This is a genomic window from Mycolicibacterium sp. XJ879, assembly GCF_053483935.1.
This window is the reverse complement of record NZ_JBEFTH010000015.1, coordinates 23,630-47,450: the sequence shown is the minus strand read 5'-3', so window position 1 is coordinate 47,450 and position 23,821 is coordinate 23,630. Positions and strand designations below refer to the sequence as shown.

Below are 23,821 nucleotides of genomic sequence, written 5' to 3'. Positions count from 1 at the left end.
GTTTCTGCGTCTCCTCGCGGGACAGTAGGGACGATGGCCGCCCGCTACCGCATACCCCGCGCCGGAACCGAGCTCGACCGGCGCCACTTCATCGCGGCCCTGACCGTTGCCAGCCTCGGCGTGATCGGGCTCAGCCGATGCTCGGCGGCCGGGCAGACGCAGGTGGTCGGCGCCGCCGCCGAGGCAGCCACGCCCACGGCGGCCGCACCCGCGGGGTTGCTGCCGCCACCGCCGCCGTCGGCGCGGATCCCGCTGCTGCCGGGGGTACTCAGCAACCTTCCCGGAAACGGCGACCTGCTCGCGCTCACCCTCGACGACGGGGTCAGCAGCGACGTGGTGCGGGCCTACACCCAGCTGGCGAGGGACACCGGGATGCGGCTGACGTACTTCGTCAACGGCGTCTACCGGTCGTGGACCGAGCATGCCGAACTGCTGCGGCCGCTGGTCGACGACGGCCAGATCCAGCTGGCCAACCACACCTGGACGCATCCGAACCTGACCAAGCTGGCGTTGACCGACGTCGCAGAAGAATTCCGGCACAACCACGACTTCCTGTGGAAGACATACGGTGTCGACGCCCGCCCGTACTTCCGGCCACCGTATGGCGCCCACAATCCGCACGTCGACAAGGTGGCAGGCGATCTGGGGTACACCGTCGACACGCTGTGGTCGGGGACGCTGGAAGACCACGTGTGGATACCGGCGGTCGAAGTCGTGAAGATGGCCGAGCGATACTTCCAGCCGCAGACCATCGTGATCGGACACCTCAACCACGAACCCGTCACGCAGGTGTACGCGCAGCTGGTGGACATCATCCGCGCGCGCAAGCTGCGCACCGTCACCCTCAACGACGTATTCCTCGCTCGGTAACCCCATGGGCTAACGTGACGTCGATGGCGGACCCGGATCCCAAAGCGCTCGACGAACTGTTCACCCGGGTGTTGGACACCGAAGACGGCGCGTTGACGGCGGCACGCGAATCAGCCGCGGCCGCGGGCATGCCTGCGATCGAGGTATCGGCCCAGCACGGCAAGCTGCTGTACCTGCTCGCGACCGCGACGCGGGCCACCCGCGCTCTGGAGATCGGCACCCTGGCCGGCTACAGCACCATCAACCTAGCGCGCGGCGTCGGCTCCGGGGGTCGCGTCGTCACGCTCGAGTACGAGCCCGAGCACGCCGACGTCGCGCGGGAAAACCTGGCCCGTGCGGGGGTGGCCGATCGTGTCGAGATCGTCGTCGGTGCCGCGCTAGACACGCTGCCCACTCTGGCCGACCGCGACGAGAAGTTCGACATGGTTTTCATCGACGCCGACAAGGAGAACAACGTCGCCTACGTCGAATGGGCGATCAAGCTCAGCAACGCCGGCGCAATTCTCGTGGTGGACAACATCGCCCGGTTCGGCCGGGTGCTGGACCCGGCGCCCGACGATCAGCAGGCCAAAGCCGTGCGCGACATGCTGGACGTGATGGGCAGCCATCCGCGGCTGGACACCGCGGCCATCCAGACCGTCGGGACCAAGGGCTGGGACGGCTTTGCCATCGCGGTGGTCAAGTAGGCGGCCCCTGACCCACGGTCAGCCGCAGACCGCCCCCGTCGCGGCCGTGCCGACCAGCTTGATGTACTTGGCCAACACACCGCTGGTGTAGCGCGGCGGCAGCGGCTCGAAACCGGCCTTGCGCGAATCGAATTCGTCCGGATCGACCAGCACGTCCAGCGTGCCCTTACCGACGTCGAGCCGGATGCGGTCACCGTCGCGCAGGAACGCGATGGGGCCACCGTCCACAGCCTCGGGGGCGATGTGGCCCACGCACAGCCCAGTCGTGCCGCCGGAGAACCGGCCATCGGTCATCAGCAGCACGTCCTTGCCGAGGCCGGCACCCTTGATCGCGCCGGTGATCGCGAGCATCTCGCGCATACCCGGTCCGCCCTTGGGGCCCTCGTAGCGGATGACGACCACATCGCCGGGGACGATGGTGCCGTCCTCGAGCGCATCGAGCGCCGCGCGTTCACGCTCGAAAACCCTTGCGGTGCCTTCGAACACGTCGGAGTCGAACCCCGCCGACTTGACCACCGCACCCTCCGGTGCCAGCGAGCCGTGCAGGATCGTGATGCCGCCGGTCGGATGGATCGGATCGTTCATCGCGCGCAACACCTTGCCGTCTGGGTCCGGCGGTTCGATGTGGGCGAGGTTTTCGGCCATGGTCTGGCCGGTGACTGTGAGGCAATCCCCGTGCAGCAGACCGGCATCCAGTAGCGCCTTCATCACCACGGGCACTCCGCCGATTTCGTCGACGTGCTTCATCACGTGCCGGCCGAAGGGCTTCACATCGGCGAGGTGTGGCACCTGCTGCCCGACGCGGGTGAAATCGTCAAGTGACAGCTTGACGTTGGCCTCGTTGGCGATGGCCAACAGGTGCAGGACCGCGTTGGTCGACCCGCCGAACGCCATCACCACCGCGATCGCATTCTCGAAGGCTTCCTTGGTGAGGATGTCGCGTGCGGTGATGCCGCGACGCAGCATCTCCACGACCGCTTCGCCGGATCTGCGTGCGAACTCGTCGCGGCGCTGGTCGATGGCCACGGGGGAGGCGCTGCCCGGCAACGACATGCCCAGCGCTTCGGCGGCCGAGGCCATCGTGTTGGCGGTGTACATGCCGCCGCAGGCGCCCTCGCCGGGGCAGATCGCTCGCTCGATGATGTCGACGTCCTCGCGCGGCATCAGTCCACGCGCACAGGCGCCGACGGCCTCGAACGCGTCGATGATCGTCACTTCCTTTTCGGAACCGTCGGTCAGCTTGGCGACACCCGGCATGATCGAGCCGTTGTAGAAGAAGACGCTGGCCAGGTCGAGCCGTGCGGCCGCCATGAGCATGCCCGGGATCGACTTGTCACAGCCGGCCAACAGCACCGAGCCGTCGAGGCGTTCGGCCTGCATGACCGTCTCGACGCTGTCGGCGATCACCTCGCGGCTCACCAGCGAGAAATGCATGCCTTCGTGACCCATGGAGATGCCGTCGGACACCGAGATCGTGCCGAACTCCAGCGGGAAGCCGCCAGCGGCATGTACGCCGCCCTTGACCGCCTGCGCCAACCGCTGCAGCGACATGTTGCACGGGGTGATCTCGTTCCACGACGAACCGACGCCGATCTGGGGTTTGCCCCAGTCGTCGTCGCCCATGCCTACCGCGCGCAGCATCCCGCGAGCAGCGGCTTTCTCGAGGCCGTCGGTGACGTCGCGGCTTCTGGGCTTAATATCGGGCTCTGCCCGACGGGGCTCGATGTCAGGACCTGAGGGCATGACGCTAAGTATGCCTCCGGTGGGCATCCCGCCAAAACCGTTTTATACCCCGAGGGGGTATCGGGTACCCTGGCCGCATGACGTCTTTCGCTACCCGGATTCTCGCGGTGCTCGCCGCACTTGCCACCGCGCTGTTCCTGACCTCGTGCACCCAGTCTGAGTCCGCCGACGGGCACACTGACCACGAGCATCCTGACACTCCGGCGATCAGCGGCGAGCCGGCCGGTTACAACGCCGAGGATGTGGCGTTCGCCACCAACATGATCCCGCACCACGAGCAGGCCATCGAGCTGTCGGCAATGGTGCCCGATCGGTCATCGAACCCCGAGTTGATCGCGCTGGCCGAGCAGATCTCGGCCGCGCAGGAACCCGAGATCAGGGCGCTTCGGGTGTTCTTGGTGCAGTGGAACGAGAACCCCGACACCGCCACCGGTGAGGGGCACGCAGATCACGCCGAGATGCAGGGCATGGTCGACGAGGCCACGATGGAACGGCTGCGATCGCTGCGCGGCGAGGAGTTCGACACCCTGTGGCTGGAATCGATGATCAGCCACCACGAGGGCGCGGTCAAGATGGCGCAGGCCGAGATCGCCAACGGTGCGAACGTCGACGCCAAACGCATGGCCCAGACCATGATCGACACCCAACAGGCCGAGATCACCCAGATGCAGCAGATGTTGAGAGGACCCAATGGCTGAGCAGACCACCACAGTCGCTGCGCACGGCTATTCGGCGCAGAAAGACAACTACGCCAAGCGGTTGCGACGCATCGAGGGGCAGGTGCGCGGCATCGCCAAGATGATCGACGAAGACAAGTACTGCATCGACGTGCTCACCCAGATCAGCGCGGTCAACAACGCGCTGCAATCGGTGGCGTTGGGCCTGCTCGACGAGCATCTGGGGCATTGCGTCGCCCAGGCGGTCGCGGAGGGCGGCGAGCAGGGCGACGCCAAGCTCGCCGAGGCCTCGGCAGCGATCGCGCGGTTGGTGCGGTCCTGAACGCGGGACGCCGTAACGTTTCGCGCTCGCAGCAGCGATAAGCCTGCAGGTCAGCGCGTTCTATCCGGCCATTTACGCTGGTCCAGCCGCCGCCCGGCGGCGTGGGATGAAGTCCCGAGCTATGCCACACTGGTTGGAAGTTCTGCGACTTGGAGGTTACGTATGCCGCAGCCGATGAGATATCGACTGCTCACCGCGATGTGCGCAGCCGGCTTGGTCGGCGCGATGGTGCTGAGCACCCCGTCCGCGCTGGCCCAGCCCGGCGTTCCGCCGCCGCCCCCGGCGCCTGTCGATCCGGCTGCCGCGGCCGCGCCGGTCCCACCGCCGCCCCCGCCCCCGGGTCCGGTCGTCCTTCCACCGGCCCCGCCGCCGGCGCCGAACGCCGCGCCTGCACCCAACCCGTTCATGCCGGCGAATCCGTTCGCGGCGCCGCAGCAGATTCCGCCCGGCACTCCGGCAGGACAGAACCCGCTGCCCTACACCGGTGAGCCGGTGTTCTCCCCGCCGAGCTTCAACCCGGTCAACGGCTCCATCGTCGGGGCCGCCAAGCCGATCTACATCAACTTCCAGCGCCCGATCGCCGACCGCAAGATGGCCGAGGACGCCATCCACATCTCGTCGGTTCCGCCGGTGCCCGGCAGGTTCTATTGGACCAGCGACACCCAGGTGCGCTGGCGGCCCCAGGACTTCTGGCCGGCAGGCACCGTGGTGAACATCGACGCGGGCGGCACCAAGTCCAGCTTCAGCGTCCCCGAGCAGTTGGTCGCCACCATCGACAACGACACCAAGCAGATGGAGATCATGCGCGACGGCGAGTTGGTCAAGACCTTCCCGGTGTCGATGGGTAAGTCGGGCTACGAAACCAAGAACGGCACGTACTACGTGCTGGAGAAGTTCAAGGACATCGTGATGGACTCCTCGACCTACGGGGTGCCCGTCGACGACCCCGAGGGTTACAAGCTCAAGGTCAAGGACGCCGTCCGGATCGACAACCAGGGCATCTTCGTGCACAGCGCGCCGTGGTCGGTTGGCGCCCAGGGCAACAGCAACGTCAGCCACGGGTGTATCAACCTCAGCCCGGAAGACGCCAAGTGGTTCTACGACAACTTCGGCAGCGGCGACCCGGTTGTCATCAAGAACACCAACGGTGGGTGGTACGACCAGCCCGACGGCGCATCCGACTGGCAGATGTTCTAACTGCCGAGCAGACGCAAAAGCCCCTATTTTCCACGGGAAATGGGGGTTTTTGCGTCTGCTCGCGCGGCGTGGGAACCTAGCTCCAGATCCGCACCCGGTGCTCGGGTTCCAGGTACAGGTCGTCGTCCTCGCTGACGTCGAACGCCTCGTAGAACGCGTCCATATTGCGGATGACGCCGTTGCACCGGAACTCCGGTGGTGAGTGCGGGTCGATCGCCAGGCGCCGGATCGCCTCGGCGTCACGGGATTTCGTCCGCCACACCTGCGCCCAGCCGAAGAACACGCGTTGCTCACCGGTGAGCCCGTCGAGCACCGGTGCCTCTTTGCCCTGCAACGACAGCCGGTAGGCCAGCAGCGCGATCGACAGCCCGCCGAGATCGCCGATGTTCTCGCCGACGGTAAAGGCCCCGTTCACATGCGGAACAGGGGAGTGGCCGTTGCTTAGTTGGCGCGGTACATACTGCTCGTACTGCTCGATCAACTTCTTTGTCCTGGCGCCGAACTCGGTGCGGTCCGCATCGGTCCACCAGTCCACCAGGTTGCCGTCGCCGTCGTACTTGGCGCCCTGATCGTCGAACCCGTGCCCGATCTCGTGGCCGATCACCGCGCCGATACCGCCGTAGTTGGCGGCGTCGTCGGCGTCGGCGTCGAAGAACGGCGGCTGCAGAATCGCTGCGGGAAAGACGATCTCGTTCATGCCGGGGTTGTAGTAGGCGTTGACCGTCTGCGGCGTCATGAACCACTCGTCGCGGTCGACCGGGCCGCCCAGCTTGGCCAGCTCACGCTCGTACTCGACGGCGTAGCCCCTGCGGTAGTTGCCGTAGAGGTCGTCGCGGTCGATCACCAGCGCCGAATAGTCGCGCCACTTGGCCGGATAACCGATTTTGGGCGTGAACTTGTCGAGTTTGGCCAGCGCCTTCTGCCGCGTCTGCGGCGTCATCCACTCCAATGAGTTGATGCTGACGCGGTAGGCCTCGCGCAGGTTGGCCACCAGCTCATCCATGCGCTCCTTGGCGTGCGGCGGGAAATGCCGCTCGACGTAGAGCTTTCCGACCGCGTCACCCATCAGGCTCTCCACCACCGACACGGCCCGCTTCCACCGGTCACGGATCTGCTCGGTGCCCGACAACCTGCGTCCGTAGAACGCGAAATCCTCGGCCACCAGCTCGTCGGTCAGCAGGAACGCGCGGGCGTGGATGACCCGCCAGCGCAGCCACGCCTTCCAGTCCTCGATGTTTTCGGCTGACCACGCGTTCGCGAACGCCGTGAGGTAATCAGGCTGGCGCACAACAACTTCCGCCGGGCCCGGGCCGGGTGCGAAAATCTGTGTGCCCAGTGCGGTCACCCAGCCGGTCCAGTCGAAGCCGGGCGCCTCTTGGACCAGGTCTGCGAAGGTGCGCAGGTTGTAGGCCAGATCGGCGTCGCGGCGTTTGACCACGTCCCAGTGCGCGGCGGCCAGCTTGGTCTCCAGCGCGACGATGCGTTGCGCGGTCTCGGTGTGCTCGCCCGCACCGTAAACCAGCGTGAACATCGCGGCGATGTGCCGCGGGTAGGCCGCCAGGATGTCGGCGTGCTGCTCCTCGCGGTAGTACGACTCGTCGGGCAGCCCCAACCCGGACTGGTTGAAGTGCAACAGGTACCGGGTGGAGTCCTTGGCGTCGGTGTTGACGTAGACGCCCGCGCCGCCGCCGACACCGGTGCGCTGCAGCGCACCCAGCACGGCCGCCAGCTCGGCCGGCGTCGTCGCCGCGTCGATGGGCGCGAGTTCTTCATGCAGCGGAGCCACCCCGCGTGCGGCGACGGCCGCCTCGTCCATGAAGCTGGCGTACAGGTCGCCGATGCGCTGCTCGTCGGTGCCCGGCGCGGCGCCTGCGGCCGCCGCCTCGGTGATCAGGTCGCGCACATGTTCTTCGGCCCGGTCGTAGAGCGAGCGGAACGCGCCGTCGGTGGCACGGTCGGCCGGCATCTCGTACTCGGCCAGCCAGCGGCCGTTGACGTGGCCGAAGAGGTCGTCTTGCGGGCGGGCGTCGAGATCGACATGGCTCAGGTCGATGCCTGATCGGATCGTTTCCACAGTCACCACACCAGGGTGCCAGATCCCGATCAGCCCCCGCGGCCTCGGCGGGTAGCCTCACGCCCATGCCCGACGACGCCGCCGCACCGCCGGACCCCGATGACCAGGACGGTCCCGTCTTCACCAGCTACGGCATCGCCTCGACGGTGATCGGCGTCATCGCGGTGGTCGCCGTCGCGCTGGCCGCGCTGATCTGGACCCAGCACCGCGAGGACGTCGAGGAGTTGCAGTACCGCACCCGCGCCATGGCGGCAGCCGCCGACTGGACGGCCACGCTGATCAACATGGACTCCGGCACCGTCGAAGCCAGCATGACCAAGCTGCACGAAGGCACGGTCGGGCAGCTCCACGCCGACTTCGACGCGGCCATCAAGCCCTTCCGCGAGCTGGTCCAGACGCTGCAGTCAAACACCCGCGGTCAGGTCGACTCCGTCGCCGTCGAGTCGATTCACCGGCCAGGAGCCGGCGCCACCACCGCGCCGCCCCCGCCGCCGCAGCCCGAGCTCACCGAGTTCGCGGCGCGCACCGACACGGTGATGGTGGTGGCGACGTCGGTCAGCGAGAACGCCGGCGACGACGAGCCCCGCACGGTGCGCTGGACGCTGCGCCTGGACGTCTCCGACGTGGACGGCGACCTGCTGATCTCGCGGTTGGAACCGATCCGATGAGAAATGCGTGGCGGGTAGCGGCATTCGACGTGGTCCCTCCGCTGGCGGCGGTCGCGGCGCTGGTGTACATCGGTGTCGCGCTGGGCTGGCCGCTGTGGTGGGTGGCGACCTGCTCGGTGCTGTGCGTGCTGATCGTGGAGGCCGTCATCGTCAACGTGGTGTTGGCGCGCCGCGACGGGGTGACCATGGGCACCGACGACGACGGGCCCGGCCTGCGGTTGGCCGCGGTGGCCGTGGCCACCGCGGCGGTGGTGGCCGGGGTGGCGGTCGGATACTTCCGCTGGACGGTGCCTGACCGCACTCTGCACGCCGACACCGACGCGGTGGTCGGCATCGCCACCAGCATCGCCGAAGCCTCCGCGACGTTCACCCCGCAGAACCCGACCGCCTCGATCGACCGCGCCGCGGCCATGATGTCGGACGCCAGCGCCGAGGCACTCAAGAACCAATTTGCCACCGTCGCAGAACAATTGACCAGCAGAGGTGTCTCCGCACAGGCCAGCACCATCTCCGCGGGCGTCGAGGCGATCGGCCCGAACGCGGCCAGCGTCGCGGTGATCCTGCGCGGCACGCAGAACGCACCGGACAAGCCGCCGGAGAACGCGATCCTGGCGCTGCGGATCCAGCTGACCAAACACGACGGCCGCTGGCTGGTCGACGACCTGAGCCCGATCCACTCCCGCTAAAACCAGCGATTTCGGTGCGCAAGCCAGCGCTCAGCGCGCCTTAGCGCACCCAATTCCCTAACCGAGCAGGCGGGCGTGATCGACCTTCAGGCAGCGGTCCATCACTACCTGCAGGCCCGCCGCCGCACCGTCGCGGGCCACCTGCTCGTGGTGCAGACCCAGCTGTAACCACAGCACCTTCGCGCCGACCGCGACGGCGTCGTCGAGCACCGCAGGCAGATGCTCGCGGCGGCGGAACACGTCGACGAGGTCGGGCACCACGGGCAGATCAGCCAGCGACGGGTACACGGGGGTGCCGTCGAGGTCGCTGATCGTCGGGTTGACCAGATACAGCTCGTAGTCGCTTGCCGACTTCAGATACGTCCACACCTCGTGGCTGGCCCTGGCCGGGTTGGCCGAGGCGCCGACGATCGCGACCGTGCGGGTCTCCCGCAGGATCTGCTCAAGATCCATCGGAACGCGCCGACCGCATCTTGGCGAACCGATCGGCCAGCTTGCTCATCCGCACCATCAGCGACGCCGTCGGGCTGGCCTGGCCGGACAGATAGGTGGCGAAGTCGGCGCTCGGCACACCGATCCGCGACGCGAACTCCTGCTGACCCAGACCGGACTTCTCCAGCAGCGCACGGATGTGGCGGGCCACCTCGGCGCGCTCGTTGGCCTCCATGTGCTCACGGGTGCGGCTGAGCACCTCCGAGAGCGCCTTGGAAACCCCGTACGGGCGGGCGGTTTCCACCACCTCCTCGACCTGGCGCGCGGTGCGGCCGAACGGGTCGCGTTTGATCGCGGCCACGATCCGCTGCCAGATCGCGAGGTCGTCGGTCTCCAGGGCCGCGCGGATGGCTGCGGTGGGCCAGAACTCCACCGGCCGGTCGTCGAACACCGGGCGCTGCGGAGCGTCGGGGGCGGTCTCACGGCTGTCGTCCCGGATCTCCGAAGTCACCGTCACCTCGCCTCCTCCAACATCGCCACGGCCACCGACAGGCAACGCTGCCTGACCCTGGCCCAATCTGCCTCCGCCTCAGGGCCCGACATTTCGATGTCGGGCTCATCGGAAGGCTGCGGGTCGGCCAGCCGGCGCACCAACTGGGTGGCGACCCATTGTTCTCTCGCCTGATCTCCAGCGTAATACCGGTCCATCCCGGCCAGTACCAGCGCGGCCGTTCGAGTGTCCAGCGCGTCGACCAGCTCGGCGAACTCCGCGTAATCCCGAGCGCTGTTACGGCACATGATCAGGTAACCCTGCAACCGCAATGTCTCAGCGCCGGTGGGGATCTGAAGCCGGTCACCGGTCGGCAGCTGAACGTTGGTGGTCTCCACCGGGCTGCGCCGCTTCAGCGGAGCGCCCTCGTATTCCGATGCCGCCTGCAGCGCGTCGAGAGCGACCGCGAGCCGGCCGCGCCACATCGTCACCGGATGCTTCGCCAGCGTCGCGGTGGCGACCTTGGTGGCGCTTCCGTTTCGATGTCCCTGATCGACGGCATCGATGGTGCGCAACATGGTGGTGACGGGTTCGCAACCGCTGAGCGCCAGCGGGTCAGCCACGGTAACCGCTTGGGGTGCAAGAGTTTTCAGCCGCGCCGCGGACTTGACCACGGTGCGCAGGTCGGATCCCGTCGGCCCGAGCGACGAGATGTCGTCGGGGATGATGACGAGATCGGGTGTCTGGACCTTGGGCAGCGGCTTCTCGAAATCCACCGACGGCAGGATCCGGTCCAGCCAACGCGGCAGCCACCAGTTCCACTCGTCGAACATCGCCATCAGCGCGGGCACCAGCACCAGCCGCACCACGGTGGCGTCGACGGCGATGGCCACCGCACACGCGACGCCGAGCTGGGCCACCAGCGGCATCCCGGCGAACGCGAACCCGGTGAACACCGCGATCATGATCAGCGCCGCGCTGGTGATGGTGCGTGCGCTGGTGCTGACGCCGTAGGCGACCGCGTCGCGGGTGTTGTGGGTCTGCAGGTAGCGCTCGCGGATCCGGGTCAGCAGAAAGATCTCGTAGTCCATCGACAGACCGAACGCGATCGCCAGCACCAGCGGCGGGATCGTGCTGTCCAGCGACGAGATCGGCTCCAAACCGAGCCCTTCCAGCCAGCCCCACTGGAACACCACGACCAGGCTGCCGTAGGCCGCCGCCACCGACAGCACGGTCATCAGCACGCCCTTGATGGCCAGCACCGGTGACCGGATTGCCACCAGCAGCATCACGAACGCGATCAGCGCCACGAACACGAACACCAGCGGCTGGGTCGCCGACACCCGGTCGTCGAAATCCTTGATCAGCGCCGTCGGCCCGCCCACGTCGATGCGGGCGCCGTCCAGGCCCGGCGTCTGCGGCAGCTCCGCGCGCATCCAGTCCACGGCGTCGCGCGCGGCCGTGTCCTCGGGGTCAACCGAGAGCACCGCCGAAAGCAGGGCATGACGGTAGTCCTCACCGAACAGCGGCGGGCTCACCGATACCACGTTGGGGCCCTGCGTCATTCGCTCCCGGATCGTGTCGAGGATGGGTTCTTTGGCCGGCGCCGACGCCGCGTTGCCGTCGGGGAAGCTCACCAGCACCCGCACCGGACCCAGCGCGCCGGGCCCCAGCGCCTCGGCCGCCGCGTTGACTCCGCCGCGAATCTCGTGGGTGGGCTCGAACTGCCGCTGCATGCTGTTGCCCAGCACCATTGAAAATGCAGGGAACGCCAGAAGCAGCAGGAACGCCGACGCGGCCAGCGCCGAGAGCCACGGCCGGCGCATCACCTGACCGGTCCAGCGCGTCCAGAACCGCGACTGGGTGGTCTCCGGCCGACGCGACCAGTGCAGGTACGACGACCGTTTGGCCGCCGCCCGCCCGAACGTCGCCAGCACGGCCGGGGTCAGCGTCGTCGACGTCAACACGGCCACCGCGACCGCAAGGATCGCGCCGGTGGCCATCGACACCAGAACCGGGGTCGCGATGAGATAGATGCCCGTCACCGAGGCGATCACCGTCAGACCGGACAGCACCACGGCCAGACCGGAGGTGGCCATGGCCGCGTCGGCGGCCTGGTCGGCGTCGCGCCCGGCGCGCAGCTCCTCGCGGAACCGCATGAGGATGAACAGCGAATAGTCGATGGCCACCGCGATGCCGAACATCGACACCGTCGACGTGACGAACACCGACATCGTGGTGACCGTCGACAGCAGGAATACCAGGCCCATGGTCACGACCACCGTGCAGATGCCGAGTAGCAGCGGCATGGCCGCGGCCGCCAGCGAGCCGAATACTGCGAGCAAGATGATCAGGACGATCGGCAGGTTCCACCGCTCGGCCTGGGCGATGTCGTGTTTGGTGGCCTGCGACGCGGCGGCACCCAGGGCGCCCTGGCCGATGACGTACAGCTTGACCTTGCCGTCGGCGATCTCGCCGGGCTCCTCACCGTCGATGCCGACCTTCTCGCGCAGCTGTTTGGCGACGTCGACGGCACCGGTGTTCTCGAAGTCCAGCTCCAGCGTGACGACGTAGGGCCGGTCGGGTTGCGGCGGTGGCTGCCCCCTCGTGGGCACCGTGGTGACGCTGGGCACTTCGGCGGCCACCTGCTCCAGGTGGGCCACCGCGATGTTCATGTCCCCATAGGAGGCGTCGGCGCGCGGTGCGGCGACCAGCGCCAACGGCGAGGCGCCCTCGTCGGGGAAGTGCTCTTCGAGCTCTTGCTGCACCCGCAGCGACTGCGAGCCCTCGACCTCGAACCCGCCGCCGGTCAGCTGGCCGCCGTGGGTCATCCCGAGGTAGATCGAGGGCACCAGAAGTAGCAGCCATACCGCGAACACCGCCCAGCGATATCTGCGCAGGGTGCCACTCAAGCGCATCATGAACTGCTGGATGGTGAACTCCCCATTTCTGCACGGCGTTTCGTAGCGTGAGCGTACCGCAGCATGTGGTATTGCGCGGTTCTGCAGACAACCTGCCAGCAACGCTTTAAGCACTTCTAATCCTGCGCCGCAGCCGACGTCGGACGGCGGTCGGTGGACCTGCTCAATTCGCGGGTCCGACGGGGCAGATGGCAGTATGTGCGCTGGCAGGTTGGCCGCGTAGTTCGTCGGCCTTGTCGTCGGGGACACCACCGCCGCCCAGCGCATGTCTTTGCGCGGCAGCGCAAACGTTTGCAAGCCGTTAGGAGTGCCCATGAGACCGACCTCTGCCGCCCTGCGCCGCAGCCTGACCGCGGTGCTTGCGGCGACCGCCGCCGCCGGCGCCGTGGTGGCTGGTACGACGCCGACGGGATCGCTGACGCCCTCGGCCACCGCTGCCGCCGATCCGTGTGCCGCCAGCGAGGTCGCCAAAACGATCGGTTCGGTCGCCACGTCGATCGGCGACTACCTCGACGAGCATCCCAAGACCAACCAGGCGTTGACCACGATCTCCAAGCAGCAGGCCGGCCCGCAGTCGCTGGGGGCGGTCAAGGCCTACTTCGATGCGAACCCGAAGGCGGCCAAGGAGATGCAGCAGTTGCAACAGCCGCTGGCCAGCCTGGCGGGCCAGTGCAAGCTGCCGCTGACCCTGCCGCAGGTGATGGGTTTGATGCAGCAGGCGCAGCAGACTCAGCAGGCGCCGGCGGGTTTGCCAGCTGAGTTGCCGTCGGCGCAAAACGTCGGGCTGCCCGGCACCTCTGCGGCGGTGCAATCACCGGCGGGGTCGTCGGTTTCGGCAGGTGAGGGCCGGCTGCCCGGCCCGCCGATCGCTGGCTTGCCGTAACCGCCGCCGACCCGAGCGCCCGCGCAGTAGGGGCCTGAACTGCGATTTCGGACTTTTCGGCGATTCGTTCACCACAAGACAGGAAAGTCGGCCGACATTCTGCTTAGCTTTTCTGCGTTGGTCCCAGTTGGTTTATGTCGGTAACCGCCTATGGTTACGGCCACTCCACACTCGACGAAGGAGCTTGTTTATGTTGCTCTCGGCCCGTTCTGCGCGACGTGCGGTAGCTGGCGCAGTCGGCACCGGCGCGATTGCCGGTGCGATGTTGTTTGGTGCTGCGACCGTGGCGCCGTCGGCTCTTGCTGAGGCGCCGCCGAACTGCACCGCGGCCGACCTGGCTGGCGTGGCGTCCGGTGTCTCGGCCGCGACGTCGGCATACCTGTTCACCCATCCCGATGTGAACTGGTTCTTCACCAGCCTCGAGGGCATGGAGCGTGAAGAGGTTCGCCCCAAGGTCACGGAATACCTGGACGCCAATCCTCAGGTGCGAGCCGAACTGACGAATATCCGTCAGCCGCTGGTCGACCTGAAGAATCGCTGCGGCGACACCAACGGCGACGGTCTCGCCGATCCGCTTCCCTAGTCCGCGTGCCGGCTGGGCCGCCCGCGCAGCAGGACAGCGCGGGCCGCACCGTGCTGATGGTCGACGACGACCCGGATGTGCTGACGTCGGTTGCGCGCGGATTGCGCCATTCCGGGTTCGACGTCCGGGTTGCGGCGAGCGGTAAAGAGGCGCTGCGGCTGTTGTCGGCCGAACCGCATGACGCGCTGGTGCTGGATGTGCAGATGCCGGAACTGGACGGTGTCGCGGTGGTGACCGCGCTGCGCGCGATGGGCAACGACATCCCGATCTGTGTGCTGTCGGCGCGCGACACCGTCAACGACCGCATCGCCGGGCTGGAGGCCGGCGCCGACGACTACCTGACCAAACCGTTCGATCTGGGCGAGTTGGTGGCCCGGCTGCACGCCCTGCTGCGCCGGTCCGGCCACTCCGAGCGGGCGTCGCATCCGATGACCGTGGGGCCGTTGACGATCGACAGCGCGCGCCGGCTGGTCTTCGTCGAAGGTGAACGCGTCGATCTCACCAAACGCGAGTTCGACCTGCTGGCCGTCCTCGCCGAGAACGCCGGCGTGGTGCTCAGCCGCCAGCGTCTGCTGGAGTTGGTCTGGGGCTACGACTTCGACGTCGACACCAACGTCGCCGACGTGTTCATCTCCTACCTGCGGCGCAAGCTCGAACGCGAAGGGCTGCCGCGGGTCATCCACACCGTTCGCGGGATCGGGTACGTGCTGCGGGACGACTCGTGAGTCCCGCGAACGGGATCTGATCCGTGCGGGTACCGAGGTTTCTGCGATCGGCGTCGCTGCGCACCCGGGTGGCGGTGGCGGCAGCGGTGGCCGCAGCCACCGTCGTCGCCGCGTTCACCGTGCTGACCTCAGTGGTACTGGCCAATAACGATGCGGCACAACTGGATCGGCGACTCGACGCGATCATCGCGGCGAGTATGCGGCCCAGCGAACTCGACGATCCGCGCCAAGGAGTGCTGACCACGGGCCGGTCGGCGTCCACCGGCCAGGTGGTGTTTCAGCGCGGGTTACAGCTGCCGCAGCTGAAGCCGGGCACCGAGACGGTGGAAGTCAACGGGGTCGAGTACCGGGTGCGCACCATCGTCGTCGAACAGCAGGGTGGGCTGCTGATGTCGGTCGGCATCCGCGCCGACAGCATCTTGTTGAGCCCGTCGCGGATTCCGTCCTACGTCGCCGTCGGTGTGGTGACGGTGTTGATCGCCGGCGGGCTGGGCTGGCTGCTCGCGGGTCCGGCGATCCGCCCGCTGCGCAAGCTCACCGAGCACACCAAGCGGCTCGGCAAGGGCACCCAGAAGCTGCCCGAGGTGCGCGGCGTGCGCGAGGCCGAGGACCTGTCGGAGGCGATGTCGGGAATGCTGCGCCGACTGGCCGCCGCCCAGGAATCGACCACCAACTCGTTGCAGGCCGCCCAGGACTTCGCCGCCAATGCCGCCCACGAACTGCGCACGCCGTTGACGGCGATGCGCGCCGATCTGAACACGCTGCGGATCCGCGACCTGCCCGCCGAGGAGCGCCAGGAGGTGGTCGACGACCTGGACCGCGCGCAGCGGCGGGTGGAGGCGATGATCACCGCGCTGGGTCAGCTGGCTTCGGGACAGCTGGCCCAACCCGAGGACCGCGAGCTCATCGACGTCACCGACCTGCTTGACCGCGTCGCGCGCGAGAACAGCCGGCCAGGCAGCACCGTCGAGATCGTCGTGCAGCCCGACGAGGGGCTCGGCGCGATCTGGGGCTGGCCCAGCGGCCTGCGGTTGGCCGTGGACAACCTGGTGCGCAACGCCGTACACCACGGGCAGGCCACCCGGATTGTGCTCACCGCGCACCGCGACGACGACGCGGTGACCATCATCGTCGACGACGACGGGCGGGGGCTGCCAGCCGAAGAGCACCAGTCGGTTCTGGGCCGGTTCGCCCGTGGCAGCACCGCCGCACCCGGCGGCTCCGGGCTCGGGCTGGCGCTGGTCGCACAGCAGGCCAGCCTGCACGGCGGGCGCATCGAACTGTCCGACGGTCCGCTCGGCGGGTTGCGCGCGACGCTGACCGTAACGTCGTCAGCGGCGGCTGATCAGGACCGCAGCTAGGACCCGCCAGCCGAGTAGCAGCACCGCCGTCGAAATCGATGCCACCGCAATGAAACTCGGCGCTATACCGGCTGACGTGAGCTTGCGCAGCAGCATGCCCACCACGATCGTGCACAGCCACACCAGCACGCCGGTCGGCACCACCGCGACCGGTCGGCGCCACCCGAGCGACACCAGCCAGCCGACCACCGCGCCGGACAGAAACGGCCACGCCGTCTCGGCGATCCCCGCGAGGTTCAGGCCCTCGGCGTGGCTGCGCCTGCCGATCGTGCAGAACACGACCACGCACACGAGGTCGGTCGCCAGCGCGGTCAACGCGGGCCGGGTCTGCTCATCGACGACGGGCGGCATAGCGGGCTCCAATCACGCCTGGGCGGCGTCGGCAATCGCGTCGGGATCGATCTCCGACTCGGTACGGAACATGAAGAAGAACACCACCCACCCGATCACCGCGATGAACACCCAGCTGATCAGGCGGTAGATGAGCATCGCCGAAATCGCCGAGGCCAGCGTCATCCCGCTCGACACCAGGCCGGGCACCAGCACCGCCTCCACCACCAGCAGCCCGCCGGGCATCAGCGGGATCGAGCCGACCGCGCGGGCGGCGACAAAAGCCACGACCACCCCGAGCAGCGACGGCCGCTCCCCGGTGGCGTAGCAGGAGAACAACAGCGTCCCGACCCCGGTCACCAGCGTGAACATCGACCATACGAACGCGACGCCCAACTGCGGGCGGCTCAGCTTCACCGATTCGAGCTGGGCCAGCGTCTCGCGCCATTTGGCCACGCCGTTGTCGGACGGTTTGGTGCGCAGGTAGTTGACCCAGCCCAACACGCGCACCCCGATGCCGTCGAGCAGGTCCGGGCGCGACGCGACCGCCTGGGCCAACACGATAAGCAAGATGAATCCGGCCAGGGTGAAGATCAACGAGAACGGGTTCTGGCGCGCGCCGAGGAAGAATGCGCTGCCGAGCCCGAGCAGGGTCAGGCTGATGACCTGAAGCGCGCCCGACATCACCAGCTGCCAGGACGCGATGACCGGCGTCGCGCCCCAGATGCGTTGCTGCCGGTAGATGAACGTCGCTGAGAGCACTGGGCCGCCGGGCAGCGTGGTGCTCAGCGAGTTGCCGCCGTAGAACGCGGCCTGAGATCGCCACTGCCGCACCGGAACTCCCGCGGAGCGCAGCAGCTTGCGCTGGATATCGCCGAAGAAGTGCATCGAGGCCAACGCGGTGCCCACTGCCGCCAGCACCCACGCCCACTTGGCGGTGTAGAGGCTGTGCCAGGCCTTCGCGAGCTGATCCCACACCAACACCAGTTCGACCGTGAGGACGACGGCCACGACGGCGATGACGGCCCAGCGCAGCCACCAGTACTTACCGCGGGCGGAGCGCCCCTGGCTGTGGGCCTCGCTCGCCGGCGCGTCGTGCGACACGACCTACAGGGTAGAGCGTGGTGTCCGCGATTCCGGGACCACTGCAGAGTTCGGCGGGTGGTCACGATAGGCCGTTACGCTGTCGGGATGCCCGCGGGTCTGTCGGTGGATGACGAGGCGGTCAGTCCGCTGGTCCGGAAAGCCGCGGCGTGGTCGTGGCGACTGTTGGTGATCCTGGCCGCCGTCGTGGCCGTGCTCTGGGTGGTCAAACGGCTCGAGATCATCGTCGTCCCGGTCGCGTTGGCCACGATCCTGGCCGCCCTGTTGTTGCCGGCCGTGGATTACCTGCACCGGCGGGGCGCGCCGCGCGGCGGTGCGGTGGCGCTGATGCTGCTCGGCGGGTTCGCGATCGTCGGCGGGATCATGACGTTCGTCGTCAACCAGTTCATCGAGGGTGCACCGGCTCTCGTGGAACAGGTGACCCACAGCATCGACGGCGTCGGCAACTGGCTGACCGACGGCCCTCTGGGGGTCAGCGACCAGCAGATCGGCCAGCTGCAGACGGCGGCCGTGGAGGCGCTGCGCAACAACCAGGAGCGGTTGACCAGCGGTGCGCTGTCGACGGCGACGACGGTGACCGAGATCGTCACCGGCGCCCTGCTGGTGCTGTTCACGCTGATCTTCCTGTTGCACGGCGGGCGCAACATCTTCGCGTTCGTCACCAAGATCTTTCCCGAACCGGTGCGGGAGCGGGTGCGCGACGCGGGCAGGGCTGGGTTCCGTTCGCTGATCGGCTACGTCCGGGCGACGTTTCTGGTGGCGCTGGTCGACGCGGTGGGCATCGGCACCGGCCTGGCGATCATGGGGGTGCCGTTGGCGCTGCCGTTGGCGTCGCTGGTGTTTCTCGGCGCGTTCATCCCGTTGGTCGGCGCGGTGATCACCGGTTTCCTCGCGGTGATCGTGGCGCTGATCGCCAAAGGTTGGATCTACGCGCTGATCACGCTGGGCCTGATCATCGCAGTCCAGCAGTTGGAGGGCCATGTCCTGCAGCCGCTGGTGATGGGTCGGGCGGTGTCCATCCATCCGTTGGCCATCGTGTTGGCGATCGCCGGGGGCGGGGTGCTGGCCGGCATTGTCGGCGCGTTGCTCGCGGTGCCGGTGATGGCGTTCCTCAACAGCGCGGTGCGGGTGTTGACGGCGCCGGACCCCGCGGCTGAGGAGGCCGCGCTGGCGGCCGAGGATGGCGGCCGGGTCGAGGCCGATCCGGACGAGGTCCCGGTGCGCCGGCAGGAGTAGCCCGCCCGCCTTGCGCCGAGACCGACGAAAGGCGACGGCGAAAACCTTCTCACACTTTCCTGCCCGTCTGTTCCTTTGGGCGACTAGTTAGAGGCGGCCTTCGCGGCGCAGCAGATCTTGCGCGCTCATACCGCCGCCGCGGCGCTTGGGCTGCTCGTCCTCACGGGTGTCGATCTTCTCGGTGGCCTCGGGATCTCCCGAGTTCTCCGGTGGCCGTGATGTGGGGATCGCCGTCGTGGCCTCTGTGTCCTGGGCATCCTGCGAGTTGGCGCTTTCGGGCGCCGTGCCCGCCGCCGGGAACGCCGTCGTCGGCTCGTTGCCGGGCTCGGGCCGTGGTGACCGCGGCATGGCCCGGGTGGCCTCGGCCGACGGCCGCGCCCGTCCCGCAGGTGGGGGCGGCGGACCGGGCGGTGTTGCGGTGCCGCGCAACTCACCCAGCCACGATTCGATCTGACGGTCCTCCCGCGGTGCGCGGGCCGGCGGAGGTGGTGGGCTCGGCGGTTTGGCCGCCTCGCGGGCGGCGGCGGCCGCGTTGTTCACCGCGTTGCGCACGGCGTTGCGGGCCATCGCCAGCCGGGTGGTCGGCGGCTCTTCGGGTTGCTCGGGGCCAGGGATCCGCGCCGTGCCCGCGCTCGACGGAACCGCGCGCGGCGTGGTGATCCGCGTCGTCGCACCGGCGGGCGGACCCTGCGGGACCGGATGGGTGGGGTCGTGTGGTGGCCGCGCCCGCGCAGCGGGACGCGGCGGAACCGGGGCGCCCGCCCCGACCAACGCCTCTGGGTTCGCTTCCGAGTGCGGGCCGGTTTCGCGGACCGCGGGGCGTTTGCGCTCGTCGGGCAGTTCGGTTTCACCCAGCCCGAGGCGCTCCTGCAGCCGTTTCATCCACTGCGGCGCCCACCAGCAGTCGTCGCCGAGCAGCTTCATCACCGACGGCACCAGGAACATCCGGACCACGGTGGCGTCGAGCAGCAGCGCGATCAGCAGACCGAACGCCAGGTACTTCATCATCACCAGGTCGGAGAACACGAACGCGCCCGCGACCACAGCCAGCACCAGCGCGGCGCCGGTGATCAACCGGCCGGTGGTCGCGGTGCCGATCCGGATGGCCTCGGCGGTGGACATGCCACGCTCGCGGGCCTCCACCATGCGCGAGACCAGGAACACCTCGTAGTCGGTCGACAGACCCCAGATCACCGCGATGATCAACCCGATCATCGGCGCCATCAACGGCTGCGGCGTGTAGTTCATGATCCCGGATCCGTGCCCGACGACGAACATCCACGTCAGGATGCCCATCGTCGAGCCCAGCGTGAGCGCGCTCATCACCGCGGCCTTGATCGGCAGCACCACCGACCCGAACGCCAGGAACATCAGGATCGTCGTGGTGACGATCAGAAGCGTCACCATCAACGGCAGCTTGTCGAACAGGCTGTGGATGCTGTCCTGCTCCAAAGCCGGTGTGCCACCGATGGATACATCGATGCCCCGAGGCGGGGACAGCGCGCGCAGCTCGTCGATCTTCTTCGCCGCGTCGTTGCGGTTTTCCAAACCGTTCTGGATCACCCGAACCGATGGGTCCTTGGATCCGCCCTCCTGGACCGACCGCTCCTGCCACATCTTCGACCGATCCCCGTCGGGCACGATGAAGCCGGGCACCGTCATCGCCTTGCTACGCACCTCGGCGATCTGCTGATCGGTGATCGACTCGCCGTCCTCGCGTTCCATCACGATCGTCAACGGTTCGGTGCGGAAACCGGGGAAAGAGCTGTCGAAGTCCTCCTGGGCCAGGCGGACCGGGTTGTCCGGGGGCAGATACTTCTCGCTGATGCCGCCCAGGGACAGCTGACCGAGCGGAATGATCATCAAGATCATCACGATGACGATCGGCGCCGCGAAGGCGATGGGCCGCTTCATCACCCGGTTGACCAGCTTGCCCCAGAAGCCCTTCTCGACCTCGGCGCGGGTCTTGGTCTTCTGCGTCTTCTCCGCCAGCCACTCCAGGTAGACCCGCATCGGCTTCCAGTTGCGGAAGAACGGCACCCGCAGCAGCGTGCGCACGCCGAGCGCGTCGACGTTGGGGCCGAGGATGGCCAGCGCCGCGGCCAGCACGGTGATCGACAGGATCGCCGCCAGCATCACCGAGGCGATGATCGCGTAGGTGATCGACTTGAGGAAGCCCTGCGGGAACAGCAGCAGCGGCACCGAGGAGGCCACCAGGATCACCGCGGAGAACATCACGGTGCGCCCCGAGGTCATCACCGTCCGGCGCACCGCAGCCTCGGTGTCGTAGCCCTCGGCGATCTCCTCGCGGAACCGGCTGACCATGAACAGCCCGTAGTCGACGGCGATGCCGAGCCCCATCAGCGTCACCACCGGCTGAGCGAAGAAGTGCACGGGCATGAACTCGGCGAGCAGCCGCATGATGCCCAGCGCGCCGGCGATGGTCAGGCCGCCGATCAACCCGGGTAGCGCGGCGGCGACCACACCGCCGAAGACGAAGAACAGCACCACACAGACCAGTGGGATGGCGGCGATCTCGGCGCGGCGCTGGTCTTCGCCGATGCTGCCGGTCAGCTCGCTGGCCAGCGGGTTGAGGCCGGCCAACCTGATGTTGCCGTCGTTGATCTGCTGCAGATCGGGTTCGACGGCCTGGTAGTTCTTCAGGATCTCGTCGTCGGTGTCGCCTTGCAGCGGGATGCTGATGAATGTCTTGGACAGATCACTCGTCTTCATCTGCTGGACGGTCTCGCTGGCCGCATCGGGTGCGCGCAGCCAACCGACCCAGCTCACGATCTGGTCTGGATGGTCGGCGACGAAGGCGTCGAGTTCAGCGACGACGTCGCGCTGCCACTCCGGGTTGTCCACCTTCTCGCCGTCGGGCGGGGTCAGGATCGCGACGACGTGGCTGGTGCGGTCGCGGCCGTAAACCTCGTCACCGACCAGCGAGGCGTGCACGGACTCGCTGCCTTCGTCATAGAAGCCGCTTTGGGTGACGTGGTCGCCCAGGGAGATGCCGAAGACACCGCCACCAAGGCACAGCGCGACCATGACGCCGATGACGATGTATCGAAACCGATACACCGTTCGACCCCACCAGGCGAACACGTGAACTCCTTACAAGTCTGTGTAGACGACGCTGCGCATTTCAGTTGTTGACGCGCGAGGTCAGTAGCGAGGACAGCGGCCGGAACGGCTGCAGCCATGCCCCCTGCTCGGGCAGCGAATCAAGGCCGATTCGCGGTAGCGGCTCCCGGAAAACACCAGGAATGTCCTCCAGGTCGACGAACTCCAAGGTATCCGACGCTAGCGCCCAGCTGGCATGTTCGCGAAATCCGAGCACTGCCACCGGTATGCCGTCGCGGGCGATCTCCTCCAACGGTTGTTTGAACGCCTGACCGTCCGCGGAGGCCACCAGAACACCGGCCAGACCCTCGCTGCGGCGCAGCGCGATGTGGCTGAGCATGTCGACGTCGACATCGCTGTCCTCGTCGATCTTCGGTTTCGCGAAGACCGCGAAGCCAACGTTACGCAACGCTTCCACCCACGGGCGAACAACATCGGCGCTACCTGGGGCGATATTGGTGAACACGGTGGCCTCGGGTTCCAGCGAGACCTCGGGGCGGCCCGCCGACAGCTCGGCGGTGCGCGCCAGCAGCCACCGGCCCAGCGCGTCGAAGCGGGGCCGGTGCGCGGCCGTCGGCCTGCCGCCCAGGATGGAACCCAGGCCCATGTCGAGGTTGGGGGCGTCCCACACCAGCAGGACCCGGGCGGTGCCGTCCGTCGGGGCCGGTTCCGCGGCCTCGGGCGGCGCCTCCTCGGTGATCTGGATCTCCTCGGTGACGCTCATGACCGCTTCTCCCAGAGCAGCTCGGCGACAGCGCTGCCGGCGTGCTGCGCCTTGTTTTCGTACTTGGTGACCGGGCGCTGTACGGAGATCGGCAGCTGGTCCGTGGCGCTGACCCGGTGCAGCAGGGGTTCAGCGTCACCCACCTCGGCGATGTGCTCGGCGTAGCCGGCGTGGTCGGTGGCCGCGTGCAGCACCCCGCCCGGACGCAGCCGGTCGGCGATCAGCGCGACGGTCGACGGCTGCAGCAGCCGGCGCTTGTGGTGGCGGGCCTTGGGCCAGGGGTCGGGGAAGAACACCCGCACGCCGGTCAGCGAGTCGGGGCCGAACATGTGGGCCAGCACGTCGACGCCGTCGCCGCGCACCAACCGGATGTTGGACACGCCGTCGCGGTCGATTCCCGACAGCAACTGCGCCAAACCGCGCCGGTACACCTCCACGGCCACCACGTCGAGGTTCGGCTCCGCCTTGGCCATCGCCAGCGTCGAGGTGCCCGCACCGCAGCCGATCTCGACGACCACCGGCGCTCGGCGTTTGAACCACGCGTCGGTGTCCAGGCGTGGGGCGGGGCCGCCCGCGTCGCGTGCGTGGGTGCCCAGCTCCGGCCAGAGCCGGTCCCAGGTCGCCTGCTGAGCCGCGGAGAGCGTCGTACGCCGGGTCCGGAAGCTGGTGACCCGGGGATAGCGATGGTGCGCATCGGCGACATCGGGCGACGGAGCCGACCCGTCGGCGACATCGGGCGACGGAGCCGACCCGTCGGCGACATCGGGCGACGGAGCCGACCCGTCGGCGACATCGGGCGACGGAGCCGACCCGTCGGCGACATCGGGCAAATGCATCCGTCCATGTTCGCTCATGTGCGTCCGAGTACCCGCATCGTGGTGCAGATTGATATCCAACAGTTGCCTTCGGCTGGTATGTGCCCGGTTTGTCCCCAGCGCCGGGAACTGCCGCTCACCTCCTACGCGTGGCAGTGTCACCATCGACGC

The 23,821-nt window shown here is 68.0% G+C and carries 22 protein-coding genes; 12 read left to right on the top strand and 10 right to left on the bottom strand.

Annotated elements, in window-relative coordinates; genetic code table 11:
- The first annotated feature begins 33 nt into the window (after positions 1–33).
- A complete protein-coding gene (locus tag ABQF13_RS23115) occupies positions 34–870 on the top strand; it encodes a polysaccharide deacetylase family protein (protein WP_448395134.1) in 837 nt (278 codons plus the stop codon).
- A 23-nt stretch (positions 871–893) separates the two neighbouring features.
- Positions 894–1,556 (top strand): O-methyltransferase, encoded by a 663-nt coding sequence (locus ABQF13_RS23110; RefSeq protein WP_448395133.1) that lies wholly within the window; start codon positions 894–896, stop codon positions 1,554–1,556.
- 18 nt (positions 1,557–1,574) lie between these two features.
- On the opposite strand, the gene ilvD is transcribed toward ABQF13_RS23110, so the two are convergent.
- Complete coding sequence (gene ilvD / locus ABQF13_RS23105; RefSeq protein WP_448395132.1) at positions 1,575–3,299, bottom strand: dihydroxy-acid dehydratase; 1,725 nt, start codon at positions 3,297–3,299, stop codon at positions 1,575–1,577.
- Positions 3,300–3,376: 77 nt separating this feature from the next.
- On the opposite strand from ilvD, the gene ABQF13_RS23100 reads away from it, so the two are divergent.
- From ABQF13_RS23100 to ABQF13_RS23090, 3 genes are all read left to right on the top strand, one after another.
- Positions 3,377–3,997: a DUF305 domain-containing protein gene (locus tag ABQF13_RS23100; protein ID WP_448395131.1), complete on the top strand. Its 621-nt coding sequence runs from the start codon at positions 3,377–3,379 to the stop codon at positions 3,995–3,997.
- Positions 3,990–4,298 (top strand): copper-sensing transcriptional repressor RicR, encoded by a 309-nt coding sequence (ricR, locus tag ABQF13_RS23095; protein WP_448395130.1) that lies wholly within the window; start codon positions 3,990–3,992, stop codon positions 4,296–4,298. The genes ABQF13_RS23100 and ricR overlap by 8 nt, the downstream gene beginning before the upstream one ends.
- A gap of 162 nt (positions 4,299–4,460) precedes the next feature.
- On the top strand, positions 4,461–5,495 hold the full coding sequence (locus ABQF13_RS23090) for a L,D-transpeptidase (protein ID WP_448395129.1): 1,035 nt from the start codon (positions 4,461–4,463) through the stop codon (positions 5,493–5,495).
- Between the two features lie 76 nt (positions 5,496–5,571).
- Here ABQF13_RS23090 and ABQF13_RS23085 read toward each other — a convergent pair whose 3' ends face one another.
- Entirely contained in the window at positions 5,572–7,575 is a 2,004-nt protein-coding gene (locus tag ABQF13_RS23085) for a M13 family metallopeptidase (protein WP_448395128.1), read from the bottom strand.
- A gap of 59 nt (positions 7,576–7,634) precedes the next feature.
- On the opposite strand from ABQF13_RS23085, the gene ABQF13_RS23080 reads away from it, so the two are divergent.
- Positions 7,635–8,237 carry an Rv1363c family protein gene (locus ABQF13_RS23080; RefSeq protein WP_448395127.1) on the top strand — a complete coding sequence of 201 codons (603 nt, stop codon included), beginning with the start codon at positions 7,635–7,637 and terminating at the stop codon, positions 8,235–8,237.
- Positions 8,234–8,923: a hypothetical protein gene (locus ABQF13_RS23075; RefSeq protein WP_448395126.1), complete on the top strand. Its 690-nt coding sequence runs from the start codon at positions 8,234–8,236 to the stop codon at positions 8,921–8,923. The genes ABQF13_RS23080 and ABQF13_RS23075 overlap by 4 nt, the downstream gene beginning before the upstream one ends.
- A 57-nt stretch (positions 8,924–8,980) precedes the next feature.
- On the opposite strand, the gene ABQF13_RS23070 is transcribed toward ABQF13_RS23075, so the two are convergent.
- From ABQF13_RS23070 to ABQF13_RS23060, 3 genes are read right to left on the bottom strand one after another with little or no spacing between them, the layout of a single operon-like run.
- Positions 8,981–9,376: a CoA-binding protein gene (locus tag ABQF13_RS23070; RefSeq protein WP_448395125.1), complete on the bottom strand. Its 396-nt coding sequence runs from the start codon at positions 9,374–9,376 to the stop codon at positions 8,981–8,983.
- The gene (locus ABQF13_RS23065; protein ID WP_448395124.1) at positions 9,366–9,872 is read right to left on the bottom strand and encodes a helix-turn-helix domain-containing protein; all 507 of its coding nucleotides are present in this window, start codon (positions 9,870–9,872) and stop codon (positions 9,366–9,368) included. The genes ABQF13_RS23070 and ABQF13_RS23065 overlap by 11 nt, the downstream gene beginning before the upstream one ends.
- Positions 9,869–12,766: an MMPL family transporter gene (locus ABQF13_RS23060; protein ID WP_448395123.1), complete on the bottom strand. Its 2,898-nt coding sequence runs from the start codon at positions 12,764–12,766 to the stop codon at positions 9,869–9,871. Before ABQF13_RS23060 ends, ABQF13_RS23065 begins: the two co-directional genes overlap by 4 nt.
- A 313-nt stretch (positions 12,767–13,079) precedes the next feature.
- Here ABQF13_RS23060 and ABQF13_RS23055 point away from each other — a divergent pair, with 313 nt between their 5' ends.
- The 4 genes from ABQF13_RS23055 (at position 13,080) to ABQF13_RS23040 (ending at position 16,318) form a co-directional block, all read left to right on the top strand.
- Positions 13,080–13,649: a hemophore gene (locus ABQF13_RS23055; protein WP_448395122.1), complete on the top strand. Its 570-nt coding sequence runs from the start codon at positions 13,080–13,082 to the stop codon at positions 13,647–13,649.
- 190 nt (positions 13,650–13,839) lie between these two features.
- Positions 13,840–14,232, top strand: a complete 393-nt coding sequence (locus ABQF13_RS23050) for a heme-binding protein (RefSeq protein ID WP_448395121.1) — start codon at positions 13,840–13,842, stop codon at positions 14,230–14,232.
- Positions 14,233–14,288: 56 nt separating this feature from the next.
- Positions 14,289–14,957, top strand: a complete 669-nt coding sequence (locus tag ABQF13_RS23045; RefSeq protein WP_448395166.1) for a response regulator transcription factor — start codon at positions 14,289–14,291, stop codon at positions 14,955–14,957.
- A gap of 23 nt (positions 14,958–14,980) precedes the next feature.
- Positions 14,981–16,318: a HAMP domain-containing sensor histidine kinase gene (locus ABQF13_RS23040; RefSeq protein WP_448395120.1), complete on the top strand. Its 1,338-nt coding sequence runs from the start codon at positions 14,981–14,983 to the stop codon at positions 16,316–16,318.
- Here the strand turns inward: ABQF13_RS23040 and ABQF13_RS23035 are convergent.
- Entirely contained in the window at positions 16,289–16,669 is a 381-nt protein-coding gene (locus ABQF13_RS23035; protein ID WP_448395119.1) for a DUF3054 domain-containing protein, read from the bottom strand. The genes ABQF13_RS23040 and ABQF13_RS23035 overlap by 30 nt on opposite strands.
- Positions 16,670–16,681: 12 nt before the next feature.
- Positions 16,682–17,752, bottom strand: a complete 1,071-nt coding sequence (locus ABQF13_RS23030; protein ID WP_448395118.1) for a lysylphosphatidylglycerol synthase transmembrane domain-containing protein — start codon at positions 17,750–17,752, stop codon at positions 16,682–16,684.
- Positions 17,753–17,839: 87 nt separating this feature from the next.
- On the opposite strand from ABQF13_RS23030, the gene ABQF13_RS23025 reads away from it, so the two are divergent.
- Complete coding sequence (locus ABQF13_RS23025; RefSeq protein ID WP_448395117.1) at positions 17,840–18,988, top strand: AI-2E family transporter; 1,149 nt, start codon at positions 17,840–17,842, stop codon at positions 18,986–18,988.
- An 87-nt stretch (positions 18,989–19,075) separates the two neighbouring features.
- Here the strand turns inward: ABQF13_RS23025 and ABQF13_RS23020 are convergent, their stop codons facing one another.
- From ABQF13_RS23020 to trmB, 3 genes are read right to left on the bottom strand one after another with little or no spacing between them, the layout of a single operon-like run.
- Positions 19,076–22,093: a trehalose monomycolate exporter MmpL3 gene (locus tag ABQF13_RS23020; RefSeq protein ID WP_448395116.1), complete on the bottom strand. Its 3,018-nt coding sequence runs from the start codon at positions 22,091–22,093 to the stop codon at positions 19,076–19,078.
- A 40-nt stretch (positions 22,094–22,133) separates the two neighbouring features.
- Positions 22,134–22,835 (bottom strand): NYN domain-containing protein, encoded by a 702-nt coding sequence (locus ABQF13_RS23015; RefSeq protein WP_448395115.1) that lies wholly within the window; start codon positions 22,833–22,835, stop codon positions 22,134–22,136.
- A complete protein-coding gene (gene trmB, locus ABQF13_RS23010) occupies positions 22,832–23,689 on the bottom strand; it encodes a tRNA (guanosine(46)-N7)-methyltransferase TrmB (protein ID WP_448395114.1) in 858 nt (285 codons plus the stop codon). The genes ABQF13_RS23015 and trmB overlap by 4 nt, the downstream gene beginning before the upstream one ends.
- Positions 23,690–23,821 lie beyond the last annotated feature (132 nt).